Source organism: Phreatobacter sp. AB_2022a, from assembly GCF_026847585.1.
Classification (GTDB): Bacteria; Pseudomonadota; Alphaproteobacteria; order Rhizobiales; family Phreatobacteraceae; genus Phreatobacter.
Genome location: NZ_JAPSET010000001.1, coordinates 270,855 through 294,247, shown reverse-complemented (window position 1 = coordinate 294,247; position 23,393 = coordinate 270,855). Strand labels below are relative to the sequence as shown.

The following is a 23,393-nucleotide window of genomic DNA, read 5'->3' as shown; positions in this document are numbered from 1 at the left end:
CTCATCCCGGCATCAGGCTCGAAGGGTCACTCGGCCGCCACCGCCATGGCGGGGCGATGGAAGTCCTCTGGGAAATGGCGCACGGCCGACATGACCGGCATGGGTGTCAGGCCGCCCATGGCGCAGAGCGAGGCATCGGTCATCAGGCGGTTGAGGTCGGCGAGAACCTCAAGGTTCCTCTCGCGCTCGACGCCGGCGATGATCCGGTCGACCGTCTCGACGCCGCGCACCGCGCCGATCCGGCACGGCGTGCATTTGCCGCAGCTTTCCTTGGCGCAGAATTCGAAGGCGAACCGCGCCTGGCGGGCCATGTCGGCGGTGTCGTCGAACACCACCATGCCGGCATGACCGAGCATGCCGCCGGCGGCGGCCAGCGCCTCGTAGTCCATCGGCGTGTCGAGCAGGCCGTCGGGCAGATAGGCGCCGAGCGGACCGCCGACCTGCACCGCCTTCAGCGGCCGGCCAGAGCGGGTGCCGCCGCCGAAATCCTCGATGAGCGTGCGCAGGCTGATGCCGAAGGCAAGCTCGACGAGGCCGCCGCGCCTGATATTGCCGCCGAGCTGCACCGGCATGGTGCCGCGTGAGCGGCCCATGCCGCAATCGGCATAGGCCTTGGCCCCATTGACGAGGATCCAGGGCACGCTGGCGAGCGACAGCACGTTGTTGACGACCGTCGGCTTGCCGAACAGGCCCTGCAAAGCCGGCAGCGGCGGCTTGGCGCGGACGATGGCGCGCTTGCCCTCGAGGCTCTCGAGCAGCGAGGTCTCCTCGCCGCAGATATAGGCGCCGGCGCCGAGGCGAACCTCCAGGTGGAAGGCCCTGCCCGACCCCAGCAGCGACGGCCCGAGCAGCCCCGCGCGCTCGGCGCGCTCGATGGCGCGCAGGAGGGTGCGGTGGGCATGCGGATATTCCGACCGGAGATAGATGAACCCCTTGGTCGCGCCGACGGCGAGGCCGGCGATCGCCATGCCCTCGATCAGGACATAGGGGTCGCCCTCCATCAGCATGCGGTCGGCGAAGGTACCGCTGTCGCCTTCGTCGGCGTTGCAGACGATGTATTTCTGCTCGGCCGCGGCATCGAGCACGGTCTTCCACTTGATGCCGGTCGGGAAGCCCGCGCCGCCGCGCCCGCGCAGGCCCGAAGCCCTGACCTCCTCGACGATCGCGGCAGGCGCCAAGGCAAGGGCGCGCTCGAGCCCGGCAAAGCCGCCATGGCCGCGGTAATCCGCGATCGACAGGGGATCGGTGATGCCGACGCGGGCGAAGGTCAGCCGCTGCTGGCGCTTCAGCCAGTCCATCTCGTCGGTTCGGCCGTGGCCCAGCCGGTGCGCCGCGCCTTCATGGAAACCGGCATCGAACAGGCCCGCGACATCGGCGGGACGGACCGGGCCATAGGCGACGCGGCCGGCGGCGGTCGCCACCTCGACCAGTGGCTCCAGCCAGAGCATGCCGCGCGAACCGTTCCTGATGATGGCGACGTCGAGCCCGCGCGCCGCGGCCTCGCGCGCGATCGCGGCCGCCACCGCATCGGCCCCGACCGACAGGGCCGCCGCGTCGACGGGGACGAAGATGGTGATCGGGGTCGCTGCCGTGCTCACGCCGGAACTCCTTCCGCCACCGCCCTGGCTTCGTCGACGGACTTGCCTTCGCACAGGGCGGAAAGGCTCGCCTCATCGAGGTGGCCGATCAGCTCGCCATCGACCAGCGCCGCCGGACCGAGCGCGCAATTGCCGAGGCAGTAGACGGTCTCGACCGTCAGGTCGCCGTCGGCGGTCGTGGCATCCACGGCCACGCCGTGGCGGCGCCTGAGATGGTCGACCAGCTGCTCACAGCCGACCGACTGGCAGGCCTCGGCCCGGCACAGCTTGATCACCCGGCGGCCGGCCGGCTCGTGGCGAAAGTCGTGATAGAACGTGACGGTGCCATGCACCTCGGCGCGGGAGAGATTCAGCGCATCGGCGATCAGCGGCACCGCAGCCTGGTCGATGTAGCCGAACTCCTCCTGCAGCGCGTGCAGGATCGGCATGGCCGCCCCGTCGAGACCGCTCATCCGGGCGATCAGGGCCCGAGCCGCTTCAATGTCCCACGCCGGCTGTCGTCCCATCGTTCCTCCACCGCGGATCGGCCATCGTTCCGAAGAGTGGACGCCCTAGACTGGAAGAATTCAAATCGTTTGTTCCGACCATTTGATAGATGCAAACTATCATAACGTCTCGAAAGAGGCGAGACTCAGGCTCGAACCGGCAATATGACAACAGGCATCCCAGATGCCAGAAATTCACGATAGGCCGTGACTATTGGGCGCGAGCGTCCGGGCAATGCCGGCATTGGGCACCGGCTCGGTGACGCTGAGCAGGTTGCGGGCAAGCGGCGCGACCGGCTGGCGATCGGCGATGATGAGGCCGATCGTGCGCTGGGCATCCGGCTCGACCAGAGGCAGGGCCTTGGTGCCGAGCGGAATGCCGAAAAATTCGAGCAGCTGGCGCGACACGATACTGGCAATGCCGAGTACGCCGGCATGCGAGCAGAGGTTGAAGATCGAATTGGTCTCCATGGTCGGCACCGGCGTCTCGCCGACCGAACGGAAGATGCCGTCGATGATGCGCCGGTTCTGCATGTCGGGCGTGAGCAGGCAGAGCTTCAGCTTGGCAGCCTCCTTCCAGGTGACCTCGCCGCGTGCGGCGAGCGGACTGTCCTCGCGCATCAGCAGCACGTAGGATTCCTGGTAGATCGGCTTGGAGACCACGCGTTCGAGCGGCTCGTTGTCGAGGTAGGTCAGCCCGACATCGAGCTGGAAATTGTCGATGCCGCTCTGGATCTCGTGCGAGGTCAGGGACAGGACGGTGAGCGAGACCTCGGGAAAGCGCGCCGAGAAGGGCCCGGTAATATGGGCGACCATCGGCAGCGCGGTCGGAATGGCGCCGAGCCGGAGCTGACCGCTGACGCCCTGTCTGAGCTCGCCGATCGACTGCTTCAGGAGGTCGGATTCGGCGAGGATCCGCCGGGCATGGGCGACCACCACCTCGCCTTCGCGCGTCAGCCCCTTGAACTGGCGGCCGCGCTCGACGATCAGCACGCCGAGCTCATCCTCGAGCTGGGCGATGGCGGCCGACAGCGTCGGCTGCGAGATGTTGCAGGCTTCGGCCGCGCGCCTGAAATGCTTTTCGCGCGCCAGCGCATCGAGATAGATCAGTTGCTTGATGATCATGGCGCGCTCCGGGCTGGGCTCATTGGCCCCGCGTCATGATAGAGGCCGAAACGGGGAATGTCAGAGCCTGGCTGCGGCCAGCAGCAGCCAGCCGATCAAGCTGGCTGCGCCAGCGCGTGCTTGCGCCATGCGTCGAGGAGCCGCAAGAGTTCGGCCGCAGTCAATCCGAACGTTTCAGCCGCAATCATCTGCGGACCTATCGGACGCCCCTGCGGACCGCCGTGCGGTTCGCCGGCAGCGCCCCGGCCAATGAGCACCTCGTCCGGTCCCGGTTCACCCGGCGCCGCTGCAACGCCAAGACCGTCAGTATGAGACCAGGCGATCCGCTGTTCCCGCCAACGGCGGCCAAGACGCAAGGAGTCGCGGACCAAGAACAGGGTCATTGGCCGGTACCGCACAATGCCGAACGCGATCGCACTGATCGTCACAGCGATCATTCCCAACACGATGAACTCTCCGCCCACGTGGGCGATGTCGAGAACGACGAGGCACAGCGCGAGTGCGAGCGAAGATCCCAAAATGCTCGGGGCGAAGGCCCGTTGGCTCCCCGCGCAGCGACACGGCCGTGGGAAACAGCGCTAAGGTTGCATCAACGGACGACCTTCGACGCATGATCTCGGCAATCATCCGACAGCACCGCGCCTGAAACGGAACGGTACGGCAAGGCGCGCTCGCGCCATGCATTGAACAATTCGACAAATTGCTCCGGCGGGATATCGAAGCTGGCCGGCAGCGCGATCTTACGGTGAGGCTGCCTGTCCGAGACACCGGCGGCGATATCTTCATAAAGAACCGAAAAGCCTGGAAGTAGAGTTGTCTCCTGGCCGATCGAGAAATCACGGACGGTTTCCCATCGCCTCCGATAGTCGCCCAATCCGAATCTGAGGCTGAAGCCGTCCGGTGTCAGGAACAGACCATCTCGCTCCTCAACGAATAGGACCCATCGCAGGACGATTGCGCCAATGGCTGCGGAGCCCATGGCGACAGAAAGTATCGCTCCCAAAGGCCAATCGTTCCACCAACGGGAGGCGCAACTGAACAAGTAGGTGACGACCAGCACCGCAATCGGTAGACCAAGCCCCAAGTCTATGATCCCGCGCCGCAATCGATTGGGCTTCAGTTCCAGCACTCCAGGAAACCGCCCGACCAATGTCTCAACCGATATTTCCGTAGGCGGATCGAGGATCGGGAGAAGCACCTTCACGAGCCGTCCTCCCACGAGCGTGATCGACACAAAAAGAAAACCCCAGAAACCACTGGCGAAAACCGCCGCGAGAAGTCCCCAAGCCAACAGCACGCCATACAGCGCACCCCAAATAACGGCTGACAGAACCTGCGACCGAGGCGGCGGTTGGATGGACGATCTCTCCTTCATGGAACGAGTGCCTCCCGCTGCAGCACTTCTTGGTCATGATGAGATGTTAGCTCATCGCCAATCAACACCGGGGCAGGTCGACCGTCGAATTGGTCGCCGATTGCTGCACAGGCCTTCCGAGTTCTTCAGTGCGCGCGAGTATCATCCCCGCGGCCTGGCGGATTTCCAATCATGTCGCGCGCGACCAATTTAGGAGCCTGAGGCGGATCGGACGCCGCCGCCAAGGCGCGCTCCCGCCAACCGTTGAGCAGCTCAGCCAATTGATCCGCAGCCAGGTCCGTGCAATCCGGTATCCGGCCGAGATGGCGGAAAAATTTGGGCAAGAGGCCGCCTCGTGTCTTGCGACCGTCATCGAAGGCTATTGGCCATATCAAGGCGTTGAAGTCGGTCTCCACCCTGAAATTGCTGCTGTCCTCCCATCTCCTCGCGGTTCGAAACATGCCGAAACTCGCTTGGAAGCCTTCGGTGGTCAGGCGCAGCGAGGGGCCTCGCGCCAACCAAGCAAAGAGGTCATAAGCCAACAGACAGAATAAGCCGACCCAGAGGGTGTTGGCGCTGACATCGATCCAATCAGCCAAGGGCGATGGCCCGCCGGAGGCCTTGCCGTAGGAGGCGAGCGGAAATAATGCGAGAATAGTGAGGCGCGAAACCACGTGGACAAGCACATAGCCGTGACCAGCGGGTCTAAGGCCGATCGTTCCAGGAAACTGTCCCAGCAGATCGGCGAGTGGCGCACGCCTGCGCTCCCTGATCAACCCCACGACCAAATACAGCAGCAACACGAAATAGGCGACCGAGGTGCCGATACGCGCGAGATCGGGAGCCTGAAGGGTGAGCGCGTCGGATATCGCCACGCCGAAATTCACGCCGGCAAGCGCGGCGAAGGCCAAGATCCAGTAAAGTTGCGAGCGAGATACCGACAGCATGAACGACCTTGTGCTCGGGCAGCAACACGCCGTCCATACTCGGCGCGGGTGGTGCTGATCCTAGGCGCCCGCGCTCACTATTGCGTAAAGTCCCGCATGGAATTGCGGACCCATCACCACCGGGAAAGCTTAACTACTCCACTTGTCGGTTCAGCTGCCTAGCGTCTCGTCAAGGCGCTCGCTCGAGCACGAGGTCTCCCGTCTCCAGCCACAGCAGCAGTTCAAAGACCGGGCGCGGTCCGTCGGCATGTTTGACCTGCCGGAAATGAACCGTCGTGTCGCCGAACGAGGCAAAGACCGTCAAAGTCACGGCGTCCCCTGATGAGCCAGGCGCGGGCTCGCGCGTGGTCCGGCAGCGATAGCGCGTGAAGTCCGGACCGCAGGACCAGAGCCACCACGGCGTTGCCGTCCCGTCGAGATCGATCGCGATCGTCACCGGATCACGCCGCTCGGCATTGTCCGGCAGGGTGACGAGAAAGCCACGCTCGGTGACTGCGACACGCCGCCCCGCTCCGACCGTCAAGCTGAACCCGAGGGGATGCCGCAGCGTCTCGGCCGCCGCCGGCAAACCGCAGAGAACAGAAAGAAGCGCGAGGAGCGTGGTGACACGCATCATGAGGCCCGGGCGAGAGCCCGTTCGCGCCAGCCATTGAGCAGGCGTGCGAGATCCTCGGGGTCGAGGCCGTAACTCTCTGGCAAGGCCGCGCGGCGCCTGACCGGGCCCGCCGCGTCGCCTGCCGCCCGACTGTCGAGCCTTGCGTCATCGTAGACGACGAGGGCGCCGAGCCCGCGCGGCACCGGCTGAACCGAAAACCGGCCGACCGCCTGCCAGGGAACGGCATGGCTGCGCCAGCCGCGGCGCACCACGAAACCGTCCGCCGCGAGGCGCAGCGAGGCGCCCCTCAGGATGAGCACGACGAACAGCGGAACCGCCAGCCCGAACAGAATGGCGCCGAGCCAGAGCGCGAGCGTGATCAGCCAGCCGGCATCGCCGCGCTGGAGCAGACTGTGGCAGACGCCGAAAAACACCGCGCAGGCAACGAGCGACAGGCCGAGGCGCAAGCGGCCCGCCTTCAGCTCGACGGTCTGCGGAAAGCGCCGCAGAAGATCCTCCGCCGCAACCGCGCCGGGTCGCAGCAGCGCCGGCCAGAGCTGATCGGCGAAAACCGCCGCGGTCATGCCGAAAAAGGCGAAGGCCGGCCAGCCGCCGATCCTGCCGCGCGCAACCATCGCCGCGCCGATCGCCGCAAGCCCCAGGCTGACGGCGAAGAGGACATGGAGCAGCAGGCGAGGCAGGAACGGCATGGACACTCCGCAGCATCGGTCGCCAGGCACGGGCCTAGCGGTCTGCCGGAAGCTGCCGCGACCAGGACCGTCTCCGCAAGTGCCGAACCTTGGCCGGCCTTGGCATTGGCACCGGCATGGGCGCCATGAACCCCACCGGTGCCTCGGACGACACATGGCATGACGTGGGTCGGTGCCACCTGCCCTGCACGACGATCAGGTCGGCCGACACGACCCGGCCATGGTTCGGTCGTTCCATGCGGGCTACGCACGGCCCGCATCTTGCTTCGCCACGGATCGGGTGCGGGCCGCATGCGTTTCTTTGTCACAAAGGGTCGTGTGGTCAGCCCGGACCGTACCTATATGAAACGAAGGATGAGAATGGCAGTGAAATAACGCTTCGAGGCAATGCCCTTGAGGCAGTTCAAGCGCTATCATCAGAAAAGGTAGGGCTGAGTCGGACCGATGTCTCCGACGGCGCCGTGGGAGCATCGGCACAGAACAAGGGGCGCATGATTTCGGGCAGGGAAGCCGCGTAGGAGACCCATATCTTATTCAGCCAGCACGTGGCGGGAGGTCGATATGCATCCGCAGGAATCCGACGTCTTCAATCTCTTCACGGAGATTTACAAGAGCGAAACCCAGGAGGAGATGAGCCTCCAGCAGTACCTCCTGGCGTGCCGCGAAAATCCGACCATGTACTCCACGGCCGCCGAGCGCATGGTGGAGGCGATCGGAGAGCCCAAGCTGGTGGATACCAGCGCCGATGAGCGGCTGGGTCGGATCTACTCCAACAGAACCATCAAGATCTATCCCGCCTTCGCCGATTTCTACGGCATGGAAGACACGATCGAGCGGATCGTCGGCTATTTCCGCTATGCGGCGCAGGGGCTGGAGGAGCGCAAGCAGATCCTCTACCTGCTCGGCCCGGTCGGCGGCGGCAAATCGTCGCTCGCCGAGCGGCTGAAGCGGCTGATGGAAAAACGGCCGATCTACACGCTGAAGGTCGGCAACCAGATCAGCCCGATCTTCGAATCCCCGCTCGGCCTGTTCCATCCCGAGCGCATGGCCGACCTCCTGGAAGAGAAATACGGCATTGCCCGCCGCCGCCTGAACGGCCTGATCTCGCCCTGGGCCACCAAGCGGCTGGACGAACTCGGCGGCGACATCTCGAAGTTCAGCGTGGTGCGGCTGATGCCCTCGCGCCTGCGCCAGATCGGCATCGCCAAGACCGAGCCGGGCGACGAGAACAACCAGGATGTCTCCTCGCTGGTCGGCAAGGTCGACATCCGCCAGCTGGAAAATTTCAGCCAGGCCGATCCCGACGCCTATTCCTTCTCCGGCGGCCTCAACCGGACGACCCAGGGCCTTCTCGAATTCGTCGAGATGTTCAAGGCGCCGATCAAGGTGCTGCACCCGCTGCTGACCGCCACCCAGGAGGGCAACTACAACGGCACGGAGAATTTCGGCGCCTTCCCGTTCCAGGGCATCGTGCTCGCGCATTCGAACGAGTCCGAATGGCTGCAGTTCAAGAACAACAAGAACAACGAGGCGTTCCTCGACCGCATCCTCGTGGTCAAGGTTCCCTATTGCCTCAGGGTGACCGAGGAGCGGCAGATCTACGAGAAGCTGCTGCGCGAAAGCGACCTGTTCAAGAACCCCTGCGCCCCGGAGGTGCTGGAGATCCTCAGCCGCTTCACGGTGTCGACACGCCTGACCGAGCATGGCAATTCGCCGCTCTACACCAAGATGCGGGTCTATGACGGCGAGAACCTGAAGGACGTCGATCCGAAAGCGAAGTCCGTGCAGGAATATCGCGACGCCGCCGGCGTCGACGAGGGCATGACCGGCGTTTCCACCCGCTTCGCCTTCAAGGTGCTGTCTGAGACGTTCAATTACGGCACCAGCGAAGTCGCGGCCGACCCGGTTCACCTCATGTATGTGCTGGAGCAGGCGATCAAACGCGCCCAGTTCCCGCAGGAGGTGGAGGCCAAATATCTCGACTTCATCAAGTCGGAGCTCGCCACCCGCTACGCCGAGTTCATCGGCCACGAGATCCAGAAGGCCTATCTGGAATCCTACAGCGAATACGGCCAGAACCTGTTCGACCGCTACATTGCCTATGCCGATGCCTGGATCGAGGATCAGGACTACAAGGACCCGGATACCGGGCAGATCCTCAACCGCGAGATCCTCGACAGCGAGCTGTCGCAGATCGAGAAGCCGGCCGGCATCGCCAATCCCAAGGACTTCCGCAACGAGGTGGTCAAGTTCACGCTGCGCGCCCGCGCCCGCAACAACGGCCGCAACCCGGCCTGGACCAGCTATGAAAAGCTGCGGGAAGTGATCGAGAAGCGCATGTTCGGCCAGGTCGAGGACCTCCTGCCGGTCATCAGCTTCGGCTCGAAGAAGGACAGCGCCACCGAGAAGCAGCACACCGAGTTCGTCCAGCGCATGGTCGAGCGCGGCTACACCGAACGCCAGGTTCGCCGCCTGGTCGACTGGTACATGCGGGTGAACAAGGCCGGCTGACGCCCCGGCGCCCCCGGCCGAGCGGGGGCGCCGGTTCGACATCATGTTCTGCGTCAACCGAGGTCAACCTGCATGCCGAACTATATCGATCGGCGCCTGAACCCGAAGGACAAGAGCCTGAGCAATCGCCAGCGCTTCCTGAGGCGGGCGCGCGACGAATTGAAGCGTATCGTCAACGACCAGATCACCACGGGCAAGATCACCGACGTCGACGGCAATCATTCGGTGCGGGTGCCGGTGAAAGGCACCGCCGAGCCGAGCTTCCAGCACGCGCCGGGCAGCGGCCGGCGCGACCACGTCCTGCCCGGCAACAAGGAGTTCGTCGCCGGCGACCGGTTGCCGAAACCCGGCGGCCAGGGCGGCGCCGGCGGGTCCGGCAAGGGCCAGCCCGGCAGCGGCGACGGCCAGGACGACTTCCGTTTCGTCCTGTCGCGCGAGGAGTTCCTCGACCTGTTCTTCGAGGATCTCGAACTGCCCGACATGGTCAAGCTGAACCTGAAGGAGGCCGTGTCGTTCAAGCCGCGGCGGGCAGGCTTCACCACCGCCGGCTCACCGACCAACATCAATGTCGGCCGCACCATGCGCAACAGTTTCGGCCGGCGCATTGCGCTGCGGCGGCCGAAACAGGCCGAGCTCGACAGGCTTGCCGAAGAGATCGCCACGCTCGAAGCCGAGCCGGCGCGGAACGCCGCAGCGGCGGCACGGCTTGCCGAACTGCGTGAGCAGCTCGCGCTGCTGGCGCGGCGGCGGCGCATGATCGGTTATGTCGATCCGGTCGACATCCGCTTCAACCGTTTCGAGCCGCAGCCTCAGCCGAACGCCAAGGCCGTGATGTTCTGCCTGATGGACGTCTCCGGCTCGATGGGCGAGCGCGAGAAGGATCTCGCCAAGCGCTTTTTCGTGCTGCTGCACCTGTTCCTGAAGCGGCGCTACGACCGGATCGACATCGTGTTCATCCGGCACACCCACGAAGCCCAGGAGGTGGACGAGGAGACCTTCTTCTACAGCACGCAGAGCGGCGGCACCGTCGTGTCGACCGCACTGAAGGAAATGCAGCGCGTCATCGCCGAGCGCTATCCGGCCAAGGAGTGGAACATCTACGCCGCCCAGGCGTCCGACGGCGACAATGGCTATGACGACAGCGACTATTGCACCACGCTGCTGGACACGGAGGTGATGCGGCTTTGTCAGTACTACGCCTATGTCGAGATCATCGACGAGCGCGAGAGCCATATTTTCGGCTCGACGGACAACGGCACTTCGCTCTGGCGCTCCTACTGCAAGGTCGCCGAGGACTGGCCGAACTTCCAGATGACCCGCATCGCCAAGCCCTCGGACATCTATCCGGTCTTCCGCAAGCTGTTCGCGCGGCAGCAGGCGTCGAAAGGCTGAACGGCATGTGCAAGCTCAGCCCCGCCGCATTCCCATCCCTCTGTCATTGCATGACGTCCGCCGGCTTCCGGCCTCTCGCCTTCCGTCCCGGACGCTCGTGAATGGAGGCACCGTGAACAAGCGCGCCAAAAGCTCTCCGCTCCTGTTCTCCGGCTCCGACTGGAACTTCAAGACCCTGTCGCGCACCTATGACGCAATCGAACGGGTGGCGCTCGACGACCTCAGGCTCGACGTCTATCCGAACCAGATGGAGATCATCTCGTCCGAGCAGATGCTGGACGCCTATGCCTCGATCGGCATGCCGCTGATGTACCAGCACTGGTCGTTCGGCAAGCACTTCATCCACGAGGAAAATCTCTACCGCCAGGGCCGGCGCGGCCTCGCCTACGAGCTGGTGATCAATTCCAATCCGTGCATCGTCTACCTCATGGAAGAGAACACGATGGCCATGCAGGCGCTGGTGACGGCGCATGCGGCCTTCGGACACAACCATTTCTTCAAGAACAACTATCTGTTCCAGCAATGGACCGATGCGGCGGCTATCCTGAACTATATGGAATTCGCCAAGACCTATGTCGCCCGCTGCGAGGAACGGCACGGCGTCGAGGCGGTCGAGCAGATCCTGGACGCCGCGCACGCGCTGATGGACCAGGCCGTGTTCCGCTACCGGCGCCCGCCGCGGCTCTCCTCGGAAAAGGAGCGCAACCGCATTCGCGAACGGCTGGAATATGAGGAGCAGTCCTTTTCCGACCTCTGGCGCACGTTGCCGCGGCGCAAGGAGACCATCACCCCCTCGGAGGCCGAACGCGAAGCCCAGGAGCGCAAGAAGTTCCTCAACCTGCCGGAAGAGAACCTGCTCTATTTCCTGGAGAAGAACAGCCTGATCCTGGAGCCCTGGCAGCGCGAGATCGTGCGCATCGTGCGCATCGTCGCGCAGTATTTCTATCCCCAGCGCCAGACCAAGGTGATGAACGAGGGCTGCGCCACCTTCGTGCACTACACCATCATGAACACGCTGTTCGACCGCGGCCTGATCGGCGAAGGCGCCATGCTGGAAGTGCTGCAGAGCCATTCCAACGTGGTGTTCCAGCCCCATTTCGACGATCCCCGCTATTCGGGCCTCAACCCCTACGCGCTCGGTTTCGCGCTGATGCAGGACATCGAGCGGATCTGCATGGCCCCGACCGCCGAGGACCGCGACTGGTTTCCGGACATTGCCGGCAACGGCCAATGGCGCGAAACACTGATCGACGCCTGGGCCAATCACCGCGACGAATCCTTCCTGCGGCAATATCTGAGCCCGGCGCTGATCCGGAAGTTCCGCCTGTTCATGCTCGCCGACGATCCCGACGAAAGCACCTACCGGGTCGCCTCGATCCACGACGAGCGGGGCTACGAGAAGATCCGCTCGGCGCTCGCCAATTCCTACGACGTCGGCGCCAACCGGCCGGACATCCAGGTGGCCGATGTCGACCTGCTGGGCGACCGGCACCTGCGCCTGCAGCACATGGTGCATGACGGCGCGGTGCTCGCCGAACAGGGACGCGAGGCCACGCTGCGCCATGTGCGCCGGCTGTGGGGCTATGACGTCAGCCTCGCCGGCATCGATGCCGAGAGCGGCCGGCAGCTCTACGAGGTCACCGCGACCGAGCGCTGACCCCGACCGTCCGGGCGCGGCCTCACTGGCCGCGCTCATATTCGGCATATTGCTCCGGCGTCATGCCCGGCAGCCTCTGGATGAAGGCGACCACGGCCCGCAATTCATCCTCGCTGTGGGTGTCGGCAAAGGACGGCATGCCGGTCATCCGGATGCCGTTGCGCACGATCCAGTAGAGCTGGCCGGGGCTCCAGCCCGCGACGGTGTCGGCAAGATAGGGCGGCTCGGGCATCAGGCCCTTGCCGAAGTCGACGGGATCCTTGCCAGGGCCGCCGTGGCAATAGACGCAGGTCTCGTTGTAGAGGCGGAAACCGAGCTTGAGGTCGTTCGATGCCGGAGGCGTGGCCTCGGCTGCAGCCTGGCGCATGACCGACTGGCGCTTGGCGGTCGCGAGGAACCAGGCGACCGGCGCGCTGTCCGCGCCGCGCGCCGTGACGTTGACGATGCCGCTATAGGCGACGCCGAGCGCGACGATCGCGGCAACCACGATTGCGAAGACAAAGCCGGACAGGAACCTCATGGGCACGCCTCCTTGCATGATCAGGATGCGGCCCGCCCGCCTGTCAGGGCGAGCCGACAGTCAAACTCAGGGGAATGGGAACCGGCCTCATGCTAGCCGGGATGGCCCGGCTGCGACAGCAGGCCATGCGGCCGGCTGCCCCGCCGCAGTGGCATCGCTCCGACCGGCTTCGCCGAACCGGCGTCCGGCTCAGGCACCATCGAAGGCGCGCATTGCCGCGGCAATGATGCCGTCGAGCTCCTCGGCCGTCGCGCCGTCGCGCGCCTGCAGCGACAGGCCCTGCATGACCGTCGCGCAGAACGAGGCGAGCGCCGCCGTATCGGTGTCCGGCGCCAGGTCGCCCTCGCTCACGCCGCGCTCCAGGCGCGCGCGGACCCTTGCCAGCGTCATACGCCTGAGATCCTGCAGATAGGCGCGCGAGGGCTCGCTGTCCGGCTGGGCATTGATCAGGCCGACGATCAGCAGGCAGCCGCCGGATCCAGGCGCAGCCAGCGCCACGGCGGCGCTCGCCCGCAGCATGGCTTCGATCGCGGCGCGGCTGTCGGCAGTCTCCTCCAGCGCCTGCATCGACCTGGCGCCGGCCGTGCCGAGATAGAGCTCGACCGCCTCGTGGAAGATCGCCTGCTTGGAGCCGAAGGCGGCATAGAAGCTCGGCGGGTTGATCCCCATGGCGCGGGTCAGCTCGGCGAGCTGCGCGCCCTCGTACCCCTTCGCCCAGAACACCTGCATGGCGCGCTCCAGCGCCTGCTGCCTGTCGAACTTGCGCGGACGTCCGCGACCGGTCATCGCCATCCTATTCCGTAATTCTCACTACATAAAACGATTGACGCTGCATCACAAGGCCGTCAATTATTATGTAATTCGCCTTACAAAATTGGACAGACAATGACCGGGAATACCCTCGACGCGGCACGTATCGCCATCATCAAGGCCTATTTCGCCAAGATCGACCGAGGCGATGCGAGCTATCTCGATGACGTGACCGACGATGTCGAACTGTTCTTTCCCAAATTCGGAACCGGCCGCGGCAAGGCCGACCTCATTCTGTTCGGCAAACGGCTCGGCCGTGATCTGCAAAGCCTGGCCCATGATATCGACGGCTTCAGCTATATCGTGTCGGGCAACACGATCGTGGTCGAGGGCCGCGAAAGCGGCGTGACCGCCGCGGGCATCGCCTGGCCCGACGGCGAGATATCGCAGGGCCGTTTCTGCAACGTCTTCGACTTCCAGGGGCTGAAGATGCGGCGCATCGCCATCTATGTCGACCCGGACTTTGCCAGCACCCATGCCGACCGCATCCATCTGCTGCGCGGCAAGGTCGGCCCGGGCGATACGACGCGCGCGGTCGTCGAGCGCTATTTCGAGCTCTTGAGCACGGGTGCCGATGCGCGCGCGGTTGCCGCCCTGTTCAGCGAAGCCGTCGACTGGGTCATTGCCGGCGATACGGCGCGCGTGTCCTGGATCGGCCGCAAGGTGGGCCGGGCCGGCGTCGCGAGCTTCGTCACGCAACTGCGCGAGGCGATCGAATCCGTGCGTTTCGAGCGCAAGGCGCTGCTGGTCGACGGCCACCGCGCGGTCGCCATCGGCGAGCTCGTCTCACGGGTGAAGGCGACCGGCCGGCTGATCGAAACCGAATTCGCCTTCGATTTCACCGTCGAGGAGGGCCTCGTCACGCGCTTCCGCATGTTCGAGGATTCGGTTGCGGTGGCCGCCGCGGCCTGAACCGCGCCGATTTGCCCGCATCGCCGCGCGATGGCATTGAGGAGCCCCATTTGCAGGGGCACCTCATGCTGATCGATCTTGCCAACGGCCCGGCGCATGCGCGCATCGCAACCGAAGGGGCGGAGCTGCACTCCTGGCAGGTCGGCGGCCACGACCTGCTCTGGTCACGCGACCCGGCCTGGTGGGAGAAATCCTCGCCCCTCCTGTTCCCGATCGTCGGCTGGGCCAATCAGGGCCTCGTTCGCGCCGACGGCGTCGCCCGGCCAATGGGCGTGCACGGTTTTGCGGCGGCCAGCGCCTTCACGCTGGAAGCCAGGACGGCGGCAAGCGCGACCTTCATCCTGTGCGACAGCGCGGCAACCCGCGCCGTCTACCCTTACACCTTTCGCCTCGCCGTCACCTATCGGCTGGAACCCGACCGGATCGCCATCGGCCTCGTGGTCGGCAATCCGGGAACGCGGCCCCTGCCCTATGCGCTCGGCCTGCATCCGGCTTTCCGCTGGCCGCTCGCGGCGCGGCCGCGCGAGGACCATGCCATCGTCTTCGCCGAGGCCGAGACGGCCGAGGTGCCGGTCATCGCCCCCGGCGGCCTGTTCTCCGAGGCGCGGCGGCCAGTGCCGCTCGCGGGGCGGCGCCTTGATCTCGACGACGCGCTGTTTGCCTCAGACGCCTTGTGCTTCCTCCATGCCCGGAGCCGCTCCTTCCGGTTCGTCGCGGGTGAAAATGGCCCCAGCATCACGCTCGAAGCGCACGACTTTCCCCATCTGGCGCTGTGGTCGAAGCCCGGAGCGCCCTTCCTGTCGATGGAAGTGTGGACCGGCTACGGCGACCCTGTCGGCTATGAGGGCGAGCTTGCCGACAAGCCCGGCATGCGCCAGCTCGCGGCCGGCGCCGAGGCGACGCATGGGGTCGATTTCATCTATCGCAGCGGCGCTACCGGCGCCGCGGATGACGCAGCATGATCCTCTCTATCGGAGGCGGGCGCGACAGTCTCCTTCCAAAGGTGGAGCCGCGACAGGAACCGTCATCTCCACGACGCCGGCACATTTCCAAATTACATCGCTATTTCATAATCTTACCCGAACATTCCACGGTTCTGATTCAGGTTTGACAGTCCGCGCGGGAGCGCCAATAGGCTCGCGCCCCTGCTGCCTGAAGGACCGTCACCATGCCCATCGCCCGCCGCGCACTCCTCGTGGGTGCTGCCGCGCTCGCCGCCAGACCCGCCGCCGCGCGGAGCGAACAGCCCCTGCGTTTTGCCGTCAGCGCGGGACCGCTCGCTCAGCTGCTGACCTTCGTCGCCGAGATCGCCCGCCGGCAGGACGGGCTGGCGGTCAGGCTGGTCGAGACCAGCGACTGGGTGACGCCGAACGAGGCGGTCAATGCCGGCGATCTCGACGTCAACTTCTTCCAGCACTCCGCCAATCTGGCGGTGCAGGTGGCGCAGCGCGGCTACCGGCTGGTGGCGGCCGATCCGGCCGGCGTCATCATTCCCGTCGGCCTGTTCTCCAAACGGGTCAAATCGCTGGCCGAGGTGCCCGATGGGGCAACCGTCGCAGTGGCCAACGACCCCATCAACAATGCCCGCGGACTGCTGCTGCTGCAACGGGCCGGATTGATCCACCTGAAGCCGGTGAGCGATCTCAGGATCACGGTCCGCGACATCCTCGACAATCCGAAACGCCTGCGCATCGTCGAGCTCGACGCCGCCCAGCTCTACCGCTCGCTCGACGACGTGACGCTGGCCATGGTCAACCTGACCTATCTGATCCCTGCCGGCGGCGACCCGAAATCCGCCCTGCTGCTCGACACGACCGCCGACGAGCATTTCATCATCCGCTTCGTCACCCGTCCCGAGAACAGGGGTGACGCCCGCCTGCGGCGCTTCCTCACGGCCTTCAAGTCCGACGACACCCGCCGCTTCATCGCCGCGCGCCTGCCGGCCTTCATCCCCGCGTTCTGACCGGCCTCTCCCGGCCCGTCCACGGCGCCGACCTGGATCCAGCATGCCCGCCGAACTTCGCCTCAATGCCTTCACCATGAACACGGTCGGCCATCTCGCGCCCGGCCTCTGGACCCACCCGCGCGACCGGTCGCGCGACCATGGCCGGCTCGCCCATTGGGCCGCCCTGGCCCGCACGCTCGAGCGCGGCCTGTTCGACGCCATTTTCCTTGCCGACGTGATGGGGGTCTATGACGTTCTCGGCGGCGGCCCGGACGCGGCGCTGCGCAATGCGGTGCAACTGCCGATCCACGATCCGCTGCAACTGATCCCGGCCATGGCGCTGGTCACCCGGCATCTCGGCTTCGGCGTCACCGGATCGGTCAGCTACGAGCATCCCTATCCTTTCGCCCGGCGCATCTCGACCCTCGATCATCTGACCGAAGGACGCCTGGCGTGGAACGTCGTCACCTCCTACCTCGACAGCGGCGCGCGGGCCGTCGGCCTGCCGCGGCTCGCCGGCCACGACGACCGCTACGACTATGCCGAGGACTATCTCGACGTCTGCTACAAGCTCTGGGAGGGCAGCTGGGATGACGACGCGGTGGTCGCGGATCCCGCCGCGGCGATCTTCGCCGATCCCGGGCGCGTGCGGCCGGTCCGCCATCAGGGACCGCATTTCACCGTCGACGGTATTCATCTCAGCGAGCCGTCGCCGCAGCGCACGCCGGTGATCTTCCAGGCCGGCGCATCGAGCCGCGGACGGCGTTTCGCCGGCCGCCACGCCGAGGCCGTCTTCGTCAGCGCGCCGACTGCGGCGATCGTCAAGGGCTATGTCGACGCCATCCGCGCCGACGCCGTCGCGGCCGGGCGGCGGGCCGACGACGTGCAGATCTACAGTATGCACACGGTCATTCTCGGCGACAGCGATGCCGAGGCCGCGCGCAAGCATGCGGACTACCGGCGGCATGTGCGCAGCGAGGGGGCCCTCGCGCTTCTGTCCGGCTGGACCGGCCTCGATCTCGGACGCTACCGGCCGGACCAGCCGCTCCGCCATGTCAAGACCAATGCCGGCCAATCGGCGGTGGAGGCTTTCTCCTCGGCCGATCCGGCGCGCCAATGGACGATCGCCGAGCTCGCCGAATGGACCAGCATCGGCGCGCGCGGGCCGGTGACGGTCGGCTCGCCAGCCACGGTCGCCGACGCGCTGGAGGAATGGGCGCAAGCGACCGGCGTCGATGGCTTCAATCTCGGCGCGGTCGTGATCCCGGAAACCTTCGAGGACGCTGCGACCCTGCTGGTCCCCGAGCTGCAGCGGCGCGGCCGCTTCAAAACCGGCTATCGGCCGGGCACGCTGCGCGACAAGCTGTTCGGCGCCGGGCCGCGGCTGCCGGACCGCCATCCGGCCATCGGCGCGGGCGCCAGCGTCCGCGCAGCCGCCGGCTGAACCGGCCGAACGCTTCTCAGGCCGCCTCGCTCAGCAGGCGGCCGATGCGCGCCGAGGTATCGAGAACCTCCCCGACCGGCACCGGCTGGCCGAAGAAGAAGCCCTGCACCTCCGCGCAGCCGATCGTTGTGATGGCCTCGAACTGGGCGCGGGTCTCGACCCCCTCGGCCGTGGTCACCATGTTCAGGCTGCGGCCGAGATCGGTGATCGACGACACGATGGCGCGGCAATCCTCGCGATCGTTGACCTCGGCGACGAAGGTCCGGTCGATCTTGATCTTGTCGAACGGAAAGCTGCGCAAATAGCTCAGCGACGAATAGCCCGTGCCGAAATCGTCCATGCAGATGCGGATGCCGAAGGAGCGCAGCTGGTGCAGGATCGCGAGCGTGGCCTCGCTGTCCTGCAGCAGGACGCTTTCGGTGATTTCCAGTTCCAGCCTGTTCGGCGCCAGCGAGGAGGCGGCGAGCGCCGCGAAGACGCCGCGCGCAAAGTGGTTGCTGCGCAGCTGAACGGCGGAGAGATTGACCGCGACGCGCGTCGCGGTCGGCCAGGCGGCCGCATCGGCACAGGCCCGGGCGAGCACCCATTCGCCGATCGCGGTGACGAGGCCGGTCTCCTCCGCGACGGGCATGAACTCGGCCGGCATGATCTCGCCGCGGGTCGGATGATTCCAGCGCAGCAGCGCCTCGAAACTGACCACCGTCATGGTCTTCATGTCGATGATCGGCTGGTAGCGGATGTCGAACTCGCCGGCACCGAGCGCCGAGCGCAGATCCTCCTCCAGCGCCCGGCGGGCATTGAGCTCGGCCTTCATGGCGGCTTCGAAGAAACGGTAGCTGCCCCGCCCCTCGTTCTTGGCCCGGTAGAGCGCCATGTCGGCATTGCGCAGCAGCTCGTCGGAGTCGAGCCCGTCCTTGCCCGCGATCGCGATGCCGACGCAGGTGCCGATGGTGAGCTCGTTGCTCTCGATGGCGAAGGGCTCCGCCATCCGCTCCACCAGGCGCTCGGCCAGCGAGCGCATTTCGCCGAGGCCCGCACCGCCGCGCAGCATGATCGCGAACTCGTCGCCACCGAAACGCGAGACCACGTCGCCCTCGCGGACGCATTCCGTGAGCCGGCGGGAGACGGCGCGCAGCAGGAGGTCGCCAACCGCGTGGCCGAGCGTGTCGTTGACGATCTTGAAGTTGTCGAGGTCGAGATAGAAGATCGCAAAGGACGACCTGCCGCCGCGCTTGTCGGCGAGATCGTCGTCCATATGGGCCCGGAACAGCGTGCGGTTCGGCAGATCGGTGAGCGCGTCGTGATGGGCCATGTGAACGATGCGTTCCTCGGAGCGCCGCCGTTCGGTGATGTCTTCATAGGTCGAGACCCAGCCGCCATCGGGCATCGGCTGCTGGGACACGGCGATGGTGGAGCCATCATCCATCTCGAAGGCGAAGCTCGCCGAGGCCCGGTCGGCGGCAATGCCGTTCTGCCGGTCGATCAGCCCGGCGAAGCGGGGCGTGCCGAGCGCCCGCATGGTGGCGCCGGGCTGAACCCATTGCTCCGGCAGGTTGAAGATCTCGCGATAGCGCTGATTGCAAACGATCAGGCGATGCATGCCGTCGACGAGCAGCAATCCCTGCGACATGTTGTTGAGCGCGGCGTCGAAACGCTGGTTCTGCGTCCGCAGCTCGACGTCGCGGATCTGCAGCATTTCGTTGCGCTGCTTCAGGTCGGCATTGGTGTTGAGGATTTCGACATTGGCCTGCTCGAGATCGAGCTTGGCCTCCTCCAGCACGCCGGCCAAGGCATTGAGCGCCTTGTGCGCGCGGTCGAGCTGGACGTGCCGGCGGTAGAGCAGCAGCATCAGGATGAGACCGACCGCCACGAGCGCGACGATCAGCCCGGAAAAGATCCAGTGCAGGCGCAGGAGATTGTGCTGATCGGTATCGACGGTTTCCCCGGAAACGCGGTTGGCCGAGGCGGCAAGGCCGGCGAGCTTCTTGTCGAGCGGGCCGAGCAGCGCCCTGATGCGCGTGGCATTGTCGCCCTCACGGACCTTCTCGACCAGCGGCGCGATGTCGGCGAGGACCTGGCCGAGCTCGGCAACGACCTGGCGCCGCTCCGGATCCTGCGCGACGAACTCCTCGAACTCGCCGGAGGTCATCAGGCCGAGCCGGTTCAGAAGGATCTGGTAGCGCAGATCGACGTCATCGGGCGTGACGCCGGAACCGGGCAGAACGACGGCCGCGATGACCTCCTCGAAGCGGACGATCTCGAATGCCGCCTGGCTCGCCAGCCAGGTCACATTGTAGCGGGCCGTCTGCCGGATGATCTGCTGGCGCTCGACGATCAGCACCGAGACATAGACCGAGGCAGAAACCAGCGCGATCATGATCAGCGCGAACAGCAATCCGACCCGCCCGAGCCGGGGCATGAACAGCGTCCGAACCGGAGGCGCCGTGCTTTGAGTATCCACGACGCGACCGCCCCGTTCAGCGCACGATGATCTGCGACAATTGCCAGGCGGACCGGCTGTAATATTTCTGACTGCGCAGCTCAGGGTCCGAATCGTAGGGGTAGACGATGAACAGCGGGCCCTTGTCGCGCACCGGCATATATTCGTTGTTGCGTTTCAGCGCGATGATCACGTTGAACCGGTTGAAGTCCTCGGTCGGGATCTCGGTCGTGTAGTCGTTGAGCGCGATGGCCTGGATCCGGTCACCGGTCGCACCGATGCTGCGCAGGAGCTTGCCGATCTGCACGCCTTCGAATTTCTGCGGCCCGGAATGCCAGGGCGTCGAGGTCTCGAACGAGACCATGCCCATCGCCTCCAGCATGTCCCGGTCATATTGGGCGGTATTGCCGACATTGGTCACGGAGATCTTACCGGAAACAGTCAACATGACTCGTCCCGCCGGCGCCGCCAATGTCTGGCCGAATGCGCGCTCCGCGACCGCCAGGCCAGCCCCGGCAATGGCGGCCAAGCTCAATGCACGCCTGATCTTGTCGATGCCCATGTCACTCTCCAGCCGCCGGCGCAGACTGCCCCTGAGCGCCGCCCGATCCATTCGCCTGCCCACCGATTCGCCGACCCAGCCAGGCGAACTTGGAGCGGCCCATGATAAGCCCGCGCATGAGCAGCACACAATATTCCGGTAACCAATTGGTTATACTTTTCATCGTGCAAATTGGCCACCGAGAGAACGCATGACGAAAAGCAATGCTTTGGCGAATAGCGCCCGCTTCGGCAACGAGGCGGTGGAGGGCTTCCTGGACCGGGCCCAGCGCGCTGCGATGATGGCTTCGGCGGCTGAAAAGATCGGCGAGCTGTTCGATATCCTGAAGATCGACCACCGCAACGACCACAATACGCGCGACACCCCGGCGCGCGTCGCCAAGATGTTCGTCGAAGAGATCCTGCACGGACGATATGTTGCGCCGCCTAAGATTACCGACTTCGAGAACGCGGCGCGCTATGACCAGCTCATCGTCACCGGACCGATCGAGCTGCGCTCGACCTGCGCGCACCACATGATGCCGATCTACGGCAATGCCTATATCGGCGTTCTGCCTTCGGTCGACGGCAAGATCATCGGCCTCTCCAAATACGACCGGATCGTCAACTATTTCAGCACCCGGCTGCAGATCCAGGAAGAACTGGTCAAACAGATCGAACAATTCATCGTCGACACCACCAACCCGCGCGGCCTGGCCGTGCGGATCAGCGCCGTGCACATGTGCAAGACCCATCGCGGCGTGCGCGCGAGCCATGCGAGCCGGATGGTCAACTCGACCTTCTACGGGGAGATGGCGCGCTCGCCGACGCTGAAGGCGGAGTTCCTGCAGGAATGTGCGGCGCTCGAGCCGCGCTGACGCATCCGGAGCACGCCATGGCCGATCCGACCGTTTCGATCGTCCCCGAGGTCCAGGCCGGCGGGCCCGGGCCGCGGGCCGTCTACCGCTCGACCAAGAGCTACGATCACAACGAGGGCCTGTCGTGCTGTTTCCGCCAGTGGCGCGCCGGCCATTCGCACTGCCGGCTGATCCACGGCTACGCGCTGGCGGTCGCCTTCGTCTTTGCCTGCCACGAACTCGACGAGCGCAACTGGTGCTACGACTTCGGTGGCATGAAGCCGGTCAAGGCCTGGCTTCACGACATGTTCGACCACACGATGATCGTGGCGGCCGATGATCCGGAGCTTGGAACCTTTCAGGCCCTCGCCGACAAAGGGCTGGTCGACCTGAGAGTGATGCCGGCGGTCGGCTGCGAGGCCACCGCCAGGTTCATCTTCGACCACGTCGCGCCGCGCATCCACGCCGAGACGCAGGGACGCGTCTGGCTGGAATCGGTCGAGGTGCGGGAACATGCCGGCAATTCGGCGATCTACGAGCCGATACGCAGCTGAGGCACGGCGACGCCCGGCCCTCAGGCGGCAGCGCGGCCCCAATGCATCCCATTGAGACGGGCTGCGGGCGTCAGCCCCTGGAACGCGCCGATCACCTTTTCGAGCCGAACCAGACGCGCCTCCTCGGGATGGCGACGCACCACGAAGCCCGATTTGGCGGCCAGCGCCAGCATGGCTTCGTTGGTCCGGAGCGTCTCGCCGGTCAGCATCAGGCTGCCGGCACGCAACGCCCGGCATTCCAGGCTGGCGATCAGGGCCTGACCGACGCCGCGCCCCTGCCAGGCATCGGCCACCGACAGGGCGAACTCGGCGAGCCCCCGGTCGGCCTGGACGGCATAGACCGCCTCGCCGACCACTTGCGTCTCGCCGCGCACGACGGCCTCGGCGAAGAGCCCGAAAACATGGCCGTCGCCCCTGCCGGTCATGCGCTCGAGCTCGCTGGCCGGCAGCTCGTTGACGCCGCCGAGAAAACGGTTCTGGCGCGACGCGCGGCTGAGGCCGCGGACATGGTCCTGCAGCCGGTCGGCATCGGCCGGCCTCATGGCCCGGACCGTGATGCTGGGCGATGGCAGGCGCAACACATCGATCGCTCCCGCGGGAGCGTTGGGAAGAAGGATGGACATGGTGGTCAGGCCGCCTTGCGCCGGAGACTGTCGGACATGGTGGCGGGCGCCGCGACCGGGTTGCCGACCGTCAGGACCGCGGGACCGGCAATGGCACACACCACGGTCAGGCCCGGGCTCTCCACCGCATAGCTTTCGCCGGCCATGAGAACGATGTCGCGCCGGTCATTGTCGTGGGTGATCCAGAGCGCGCCGTCGAGGCAGCTGACGATCGTTCCGGCATCGCCGCGCTCGCCGAGGCGGACGAGACCGCCGCGCTGCAGATGGATCAGGGCATTGTTCGAAAGACAGACCATGTCCGCCTCCTCAAGGCATGAGCCGGATTCATCGTGTAACAGCACATCAACAAGCAGGCCGGCTCGACATGACGCCAC

The 23,393-nt window shown here is 65.7% G+C and carries 23 protein-coding genes; 9 read left to right on the top strand and 14 right to left on the bottom strand.

The annotated features are described in order from the left end of the window. Positions 1–26: 26 nt before the first annotated feature. The 8 genes from OZ671_RS01405 to OZ671_RS01370 form a co-directional block, all read right to left on the bottom strand. Positions 27–1,598 carry a formate dehydrogenase beta subunit gene (locus tag OZ671_RS01405; RefSeq protein ID WP_268859049.1) on the bottom strand — a complete coding sequence of 524 codons (1,572 nt, stop codon included), beginning with the start codon at positions 1,596–1,598 and terminating at the stop codon, positions 27–29. Then, positions 1,595–2,104, bottom strand: a complete 510-nt coding sequence (locus OZ671_RS01400; RefSeq protein WP_268859048.1) for a formate dehydrogenase subunit gamma — start codon at positions 2,102–2,104, stop codon at positions 1,595–1,597. The genes OZ671_RS01405 and OZ671_RS01400 overlap by 4 nt, the downstream gene beginning before the upstream one ends. A gap of 174 nt (positions 2,105–2,278) precedes the next feature. Further along, on the bottom strand, positions 2,279–3,208 hold the full coding sequence (locus tag OZ671_RS01395; RefSeq protein ID WP_268859047.1) for a LysR family transcriptional regulator: 930 nt from the start codon (positions 3,206–3,208) through the stop codon (positions 2,279–2,281). A gap of 95 nt (positions 3,209–3,303) precedes the next feature. Beyond that, positions 3,304–3,726, bottom strand: a complete 423-nt coding sequence (locus tag OZ671_RS01390) for a hypothetical protein (RefSeq protein WP_268859046.1) — start codon at positions 3,724–3,726, stop codon at positions 3,304–3,306. Between the two features lie 71 nt (positions 3,727–3,797). Beyond that, positions 3,798–4,583: a hypothetical protein gene (locus tag OZ671_RS01385; protein WP_268859045.1), complete on the bottom strand. Its 786-nt coding sequence runs from the start codon at positions 4,581–4,583 to the stop codon at positions 3,798–3,800. Between the two features lie 125 nt (positions 4,584–4,708). Next, a complete protein-coding gene (locus tag OZ671_RS01380; RefSeq protein WP_268859044.1) occupies positions 4,709–5,509 on the bottom strand; it encodes a hypothetical protein in 801 nt (266 codons plus the stop codon). Positions 5,510–5,678: 169 nt separating this feature from the next. Beyond that, positions 5,679–6,125, bottom strand: a complete 447-nt coding sequence (locus tag OZ671_RS01375; protein ID WP_268859043.1) for a Tsi3 family protein — start codon at positions 6,123–6,125, stop codon at positions 5,679–5,681. Further along, positions 6,122–6,814, bottom strand: a complete 693-nt coding sequence (locus OZ671_RS01370; protein WP_268859042.1) for a hypothetical protein — start codon at positions 6,812–6,814, stop codon at positions 6,122–6,124. Before OZ671_RS01370 ends, OZ671_RS01375 begins: the two co-directional genes overlap by 4 nt. A gap of 561 nt (positions 6,815–7,375) precedes the next feature. Here OZ671_RS01370 and OZ671_RS01365 point away from each other — a divergent pair. From OZ671_RS01365 to OZ671_RS01355, 3 genes are all read left to right on the top strand, one after another. Further along, positions 7,376–9,325, top strand: a complete 1,950-nt coding sequence (locus OZ671_RS01365) for a PrkA family serine protein kinase (protein WP_268859041.1) — start codon at positions 7,376–7,378, stop codon at positions 9,323–9,325. A gap of 72 nt (positions 9,326–9,397) precedes the next feature. Continuing rightward, a complete protein-coding gene (locus OZ671_RS01360; protein ID WP_268859040.1) occupies positions 9,398–10,717 on the top strand; it encodes a YeaH/YhbH family protein in 1,320 nt (439 codons plus the stop codon). 112 nt (positions 10,718–10,829) lie between these two features. Next, entirely contained in the window at positions 10,830–12,374 is a 1,545-nt protein-coding gene (locus tag OZ671_RS01355) for a SpoVR family protein (RefSeq protein ID WP_268859039.1), read from the top strand. Positions 12,375–12,396: 22 nt separating this feature from the next. Here OZ671_RS01355 and OZ671_RS01350 read toward each other — a convergent pair whose 3' ends face one another. Continuing rightward, a complete protein-coding gene (locus OZ671_RS01350) occupies positions 12,397–12,894 on the bottom strand; it encodes a c-type cytochrome (protein WP_268859038.1) in 498 nt (165 codons plus the stop codon). 189 nt (positions 12,895–13,083) lie between these two features. Then, the gene (locus tag OZ671_RS01345; protein ID WP_268859037.1) at positions 13,084–13,680 is read right to left on the bottom strand and encodes a TetR/AcrR family transcriptional regulator; all 597 of its coding nucleotides are present in this window, start codon (positions 13,678–13,680) and stop codon (positions 13,084–13,086) included. A gap of 99 nt (positions 13,681–13,779) precedes the next feature. Between OZ671_RS01345 and OZ671_RS01340 the strand changes: the two genes are divergently transcribed. The 4 genes from OZ671_RS01340 to OZ671_RS01325 all read left to right on the top strand — a co-directional run bounded on the left by OZ671_RS01340 (position 13,780) and on the right by OZ671_RS01325 (position 18,005). After that, the gene (locus tag OZ671_RS01340) at positions 13,780–14,616 is read left to right on the top strand and encodes a nuclear transport factor 2 family protein (protein ID WP_268859036.1); all 837 of its coding nucleotides are present in this window, start codon (positions 13,780–13,782) and stop codon (positions 14,614–14,616) included. A 65-nt stretch (positions 14,617–14,681) separates the two neighbouring features. Beyond that, positions 14,682–15,578 carry an aldose 1-epimerase family protein gene (locus OZ671_RS01335; protein WP_268859035.1) on the top strand — a complete coding sequence of 299 codons (897 nt, stop codon included), beginning with the start codon at positions 14,682–14,684 and terminating at the stop codon, positions 15,576–15,578. Positions 15,579–15,784: 206 nt separating this feature from the next. Then, positions 15,785–16,579, top strand: a complete 795-nt coding sequence (locus tag OZ671_RS01330; protein WP_268859034.1) for a MetQ/NlpA family ABC transporter substrate-binding protein — start codon at positions 15,785–15,787, stop codon at positions 16,577–16,579. Between the two features lie 43 nt (positions 16,580–16,622). Next, entirely contained in the window at positions 16,623–18,005 is a 1,383-nt protein-coding gene (locus OZ671_RS01325) for an LLM class flavin-dependent oxidoreductase (protein ID WP_268859033.1), read from the top strand. A 16-nt stretch (positions 18,006–18,021) separates the two neighbouring features. Here the strand turns inward: OZ671_RS01325 and OZ671_RS01320 are convergent, their stop codons facing one another. Next, positions 18,022–20,424: a putative bifunctional diguanylate cyclase/phosphodiesterase gene (locus OZ671_RS01320; RefSeq protein WP_268859032.1), complete on the bottom strand. Its 2,403-nt coding sequence runs from the start codon at positions 20,422–20,424 to the stop codon at positions 18,022–18,024. 58 nt (positions 20,425–20,482) lie between these two features. Beyond that, a complete protein-coding gene (locus OZ671_RS01315) occupies positions 20,483–20,893 on the bottom strand; it encodes an oxidoreductase (RefSeq protein WP_268859031.1) in 411 nt (136 codons plus the stop codon). Positions 20,894–21,197: 304 nt separating this feature from the next. Between OZ671_RS01315 and folE the strand changes: the two genes are divergently transcribed. Together folE and OZ671_RS01305 are read left to right on the top strand one after the other, a co-directional pair. Further along, positions 21,198–21,863 (top strand): GTP cyclohydrolase I, encoded by a 666-nt coding sequence (gene folE, locus OZ671_RS01310; RefSeq protein ID WP_268859030.1) that lies wholly within the window; start codon positions 21,198–21,200, stop codon positions 21,861–21,863. A gap of 17 nt (positions 21,864–21,880) precedes the next feature. Next, a complete protein-coding gene (locus tag OZ671_RS01305; RefSeq protein WP_268859029.1) occupies positions 21,881–22,396 on the top strand; it encodes a 6-pyruvoyl trahydropterin synthase family protein in 516 nt (171 codons plus the stop codon). Positions 22,397–22,416: 20 nt separating this feature from the next. Here the strand turns inward: OZ671_RS01305 and OZ671_RS01300 are convergent, their stop codons facing one another. Together OZ671_RS01300 and OZ671_RS01295 are read right to left on the bottom strand one after the other, a co-directional pair. After that, positions 22,417–23,019 carry a GNAT family N-acetyltransferase gene (locus OZ671_RS01300; protein ID WP_268859028.1) on the bottom strand — a complete coding sequence of 201 codons (603 nt, stop codon included), beginning with the start codon at positions 23,017–23,019 and terminating at the stop codon, positions 22,417–22,419. Between the two features lie 5 nt (positions 23,020–23,024). Next, positions 23,025–23,315, bottom strand: coding sequence for a DUF2917 domain-containing protein (locus tag OZ671_RS01295; protein WP_268859027.1), 291 nt, complete (start codon positions 23,313–23,315; stop codon positions 23,025–23,027). Between the last annotated feature and the right edge of the window lie 78 nt (positions 23,316–23,393).

What these genes read in the sequence shown, in the direction of transcription:
- OZ671_RS01340 (WP_268859036.1), top strand. Translation starts at nt 13,780, where the DNA reads ATGACCGGGAATACCCTCGACGCGGCACGTATCGCCATCATCAAGGCC.
- OZ671_RS01335 (WP_268859035.1), top strand. Translation starts at nt 14,682, where the DNA reads ATGCTGATCGATCTTGCCAACGGCCCGGCGCATGCGCGCATCGCAACC.
- OZ671_RS01320 (WP_268859032.1), bottom strand. Translation starts at nt 20,424, where the DNA reads ATGCCCCGGCTCGGGCGGGTCGGATTGCTGTTCGCGCTGATCATGATC.
- OZ671_RS01330 (WP_268859034.1), top strand. Translation starts at nt 15,785, where the DNA reads ATGCCCATCGCCCGCCGCGCACTCCTCGTGGGTGCTGCCGCGCTCGCC.
- OZ671_RS01325 (WP_268859033.1), top strand. Translation starts at nt 16,623, where the DNA reads ATGCCCGCCGAACTTCGCCTCAATGCCTTCACCATGAACACGGTCGGC.
- folE (WP_268859030.1), top strand. Translation starts at nt 21,198, where the DNA reads ATGACGAAAAGCAATGCTTTGGCGAATAGCGCCCGCTTCGGCAACGAG.
- OZ671_RS01305 (WP_268859029.1), top strand. Translation starts at nt 21,881, where the DNA reads ATGGCCGATCCGACCGTTTCGATCGTCCCCGAGGTCCAGGCCGGCGGG.
- OZ671_RS01350 (WP_268859038.1), bottom strand. Translation starts at nt 12,894, where the DNA reads ATGAGGTTCCTGTCCGGCTTTGTCTTCGCAATCGTGGTTGCCGCGATC.
- OZ671_RS01345 (WP_268859037.1), bottom strand. Translation starts at nt 13,680, where the DNA reads ATGACCGGTCGCGGACGTCCGCGCAAGTTCGACAGGCAGCAGGCGCTG.
- OZ671_RS01395 (WP_268859047.1), bottom strand. Translation starts at nt 3,208, where the DNA reads ATGATCATCAAGCAACTGATCTATCTCGATGCGCTGGCGCGCGAAAAG.
- OZ671_RS01365 (WP_268859041.1), top strand. Translation starts at nt 7,376, where the DNA reads ATGCATCCGCAGGAATCCGACGTCTTCAATCTCTTCACGGAGATTTAC.
- OZ671_RS01375 (WP_268859043.1), bottom strand. Translation starts at nt 6,125, where the DNA reads ATGATGCGTGTCACCACGCTCCTCGCGCTTCTTTCTGTTCTCTGCGGT.
- OZ671_RS01380 (WP_268859044.1), bottom strand. Translation starts at nt 5,509, where the DNA reads ATGCTGTCGGTATCTCGCTCGCAACTTTACTGGATCTTGGCCTTCGCC.
- OZ671_RS01300 (WP_268859028.1), bottom strand. Translation starts at nt 23,019, where the DNA reads ATGTCCATCCTTCTTCCCAACGCTCCCGCGGGAGCGATCGATGTGTTG.
- OZ671_RS01400 (WP_268859048.1), bottom strand. Translation starts at nt 2,104, where the DNA reads ATGGGACGACAGCCGGCGTGGGACATTGAAGCGGCTCGGGCCCTGATC.
- OZ671_RS01315 (WP_268859031.1), bottom strand. Translation starts at nt 20,893, where the DNA reads ATGTTGACTGTTTCCGGTAAGATCTCCGTGACCAATGTCGGCAATACC.
- OZ671_RS01295 (WP_268859027.1), bottom strand. Translation starts at nt 23,315, where the DNA reads ATGGTCTGTCTTTCGAACAATGCCCTGATCCATCTGCAGCGCGGCGGT.
- OZ671_RS01385 (WP_268859045.1), bottom strand. Translation starts at nt 4,583, where the DNA reads ATGAAGGAGAGATCGTCCATCCAACCGCCGCCTCGGTCGCAGGTTCTG.
- OZ671_RS01370 (WP_268859042.1), bottom strand. Translation starts at nt 6,814, where the DNA reads ATGCCGTTCCTGCCTCGCCTGCTGCTCCATGTCCTCTTCGCCGTCAGC.
- OZ671_RS01360 (WP_268859040.1), top strand. Translation starts at nt 9,398, where the DNA reads ATGCCGAACTATATCGATCGGCGCCTGAACCCGAAGGACAAGAGCCTG.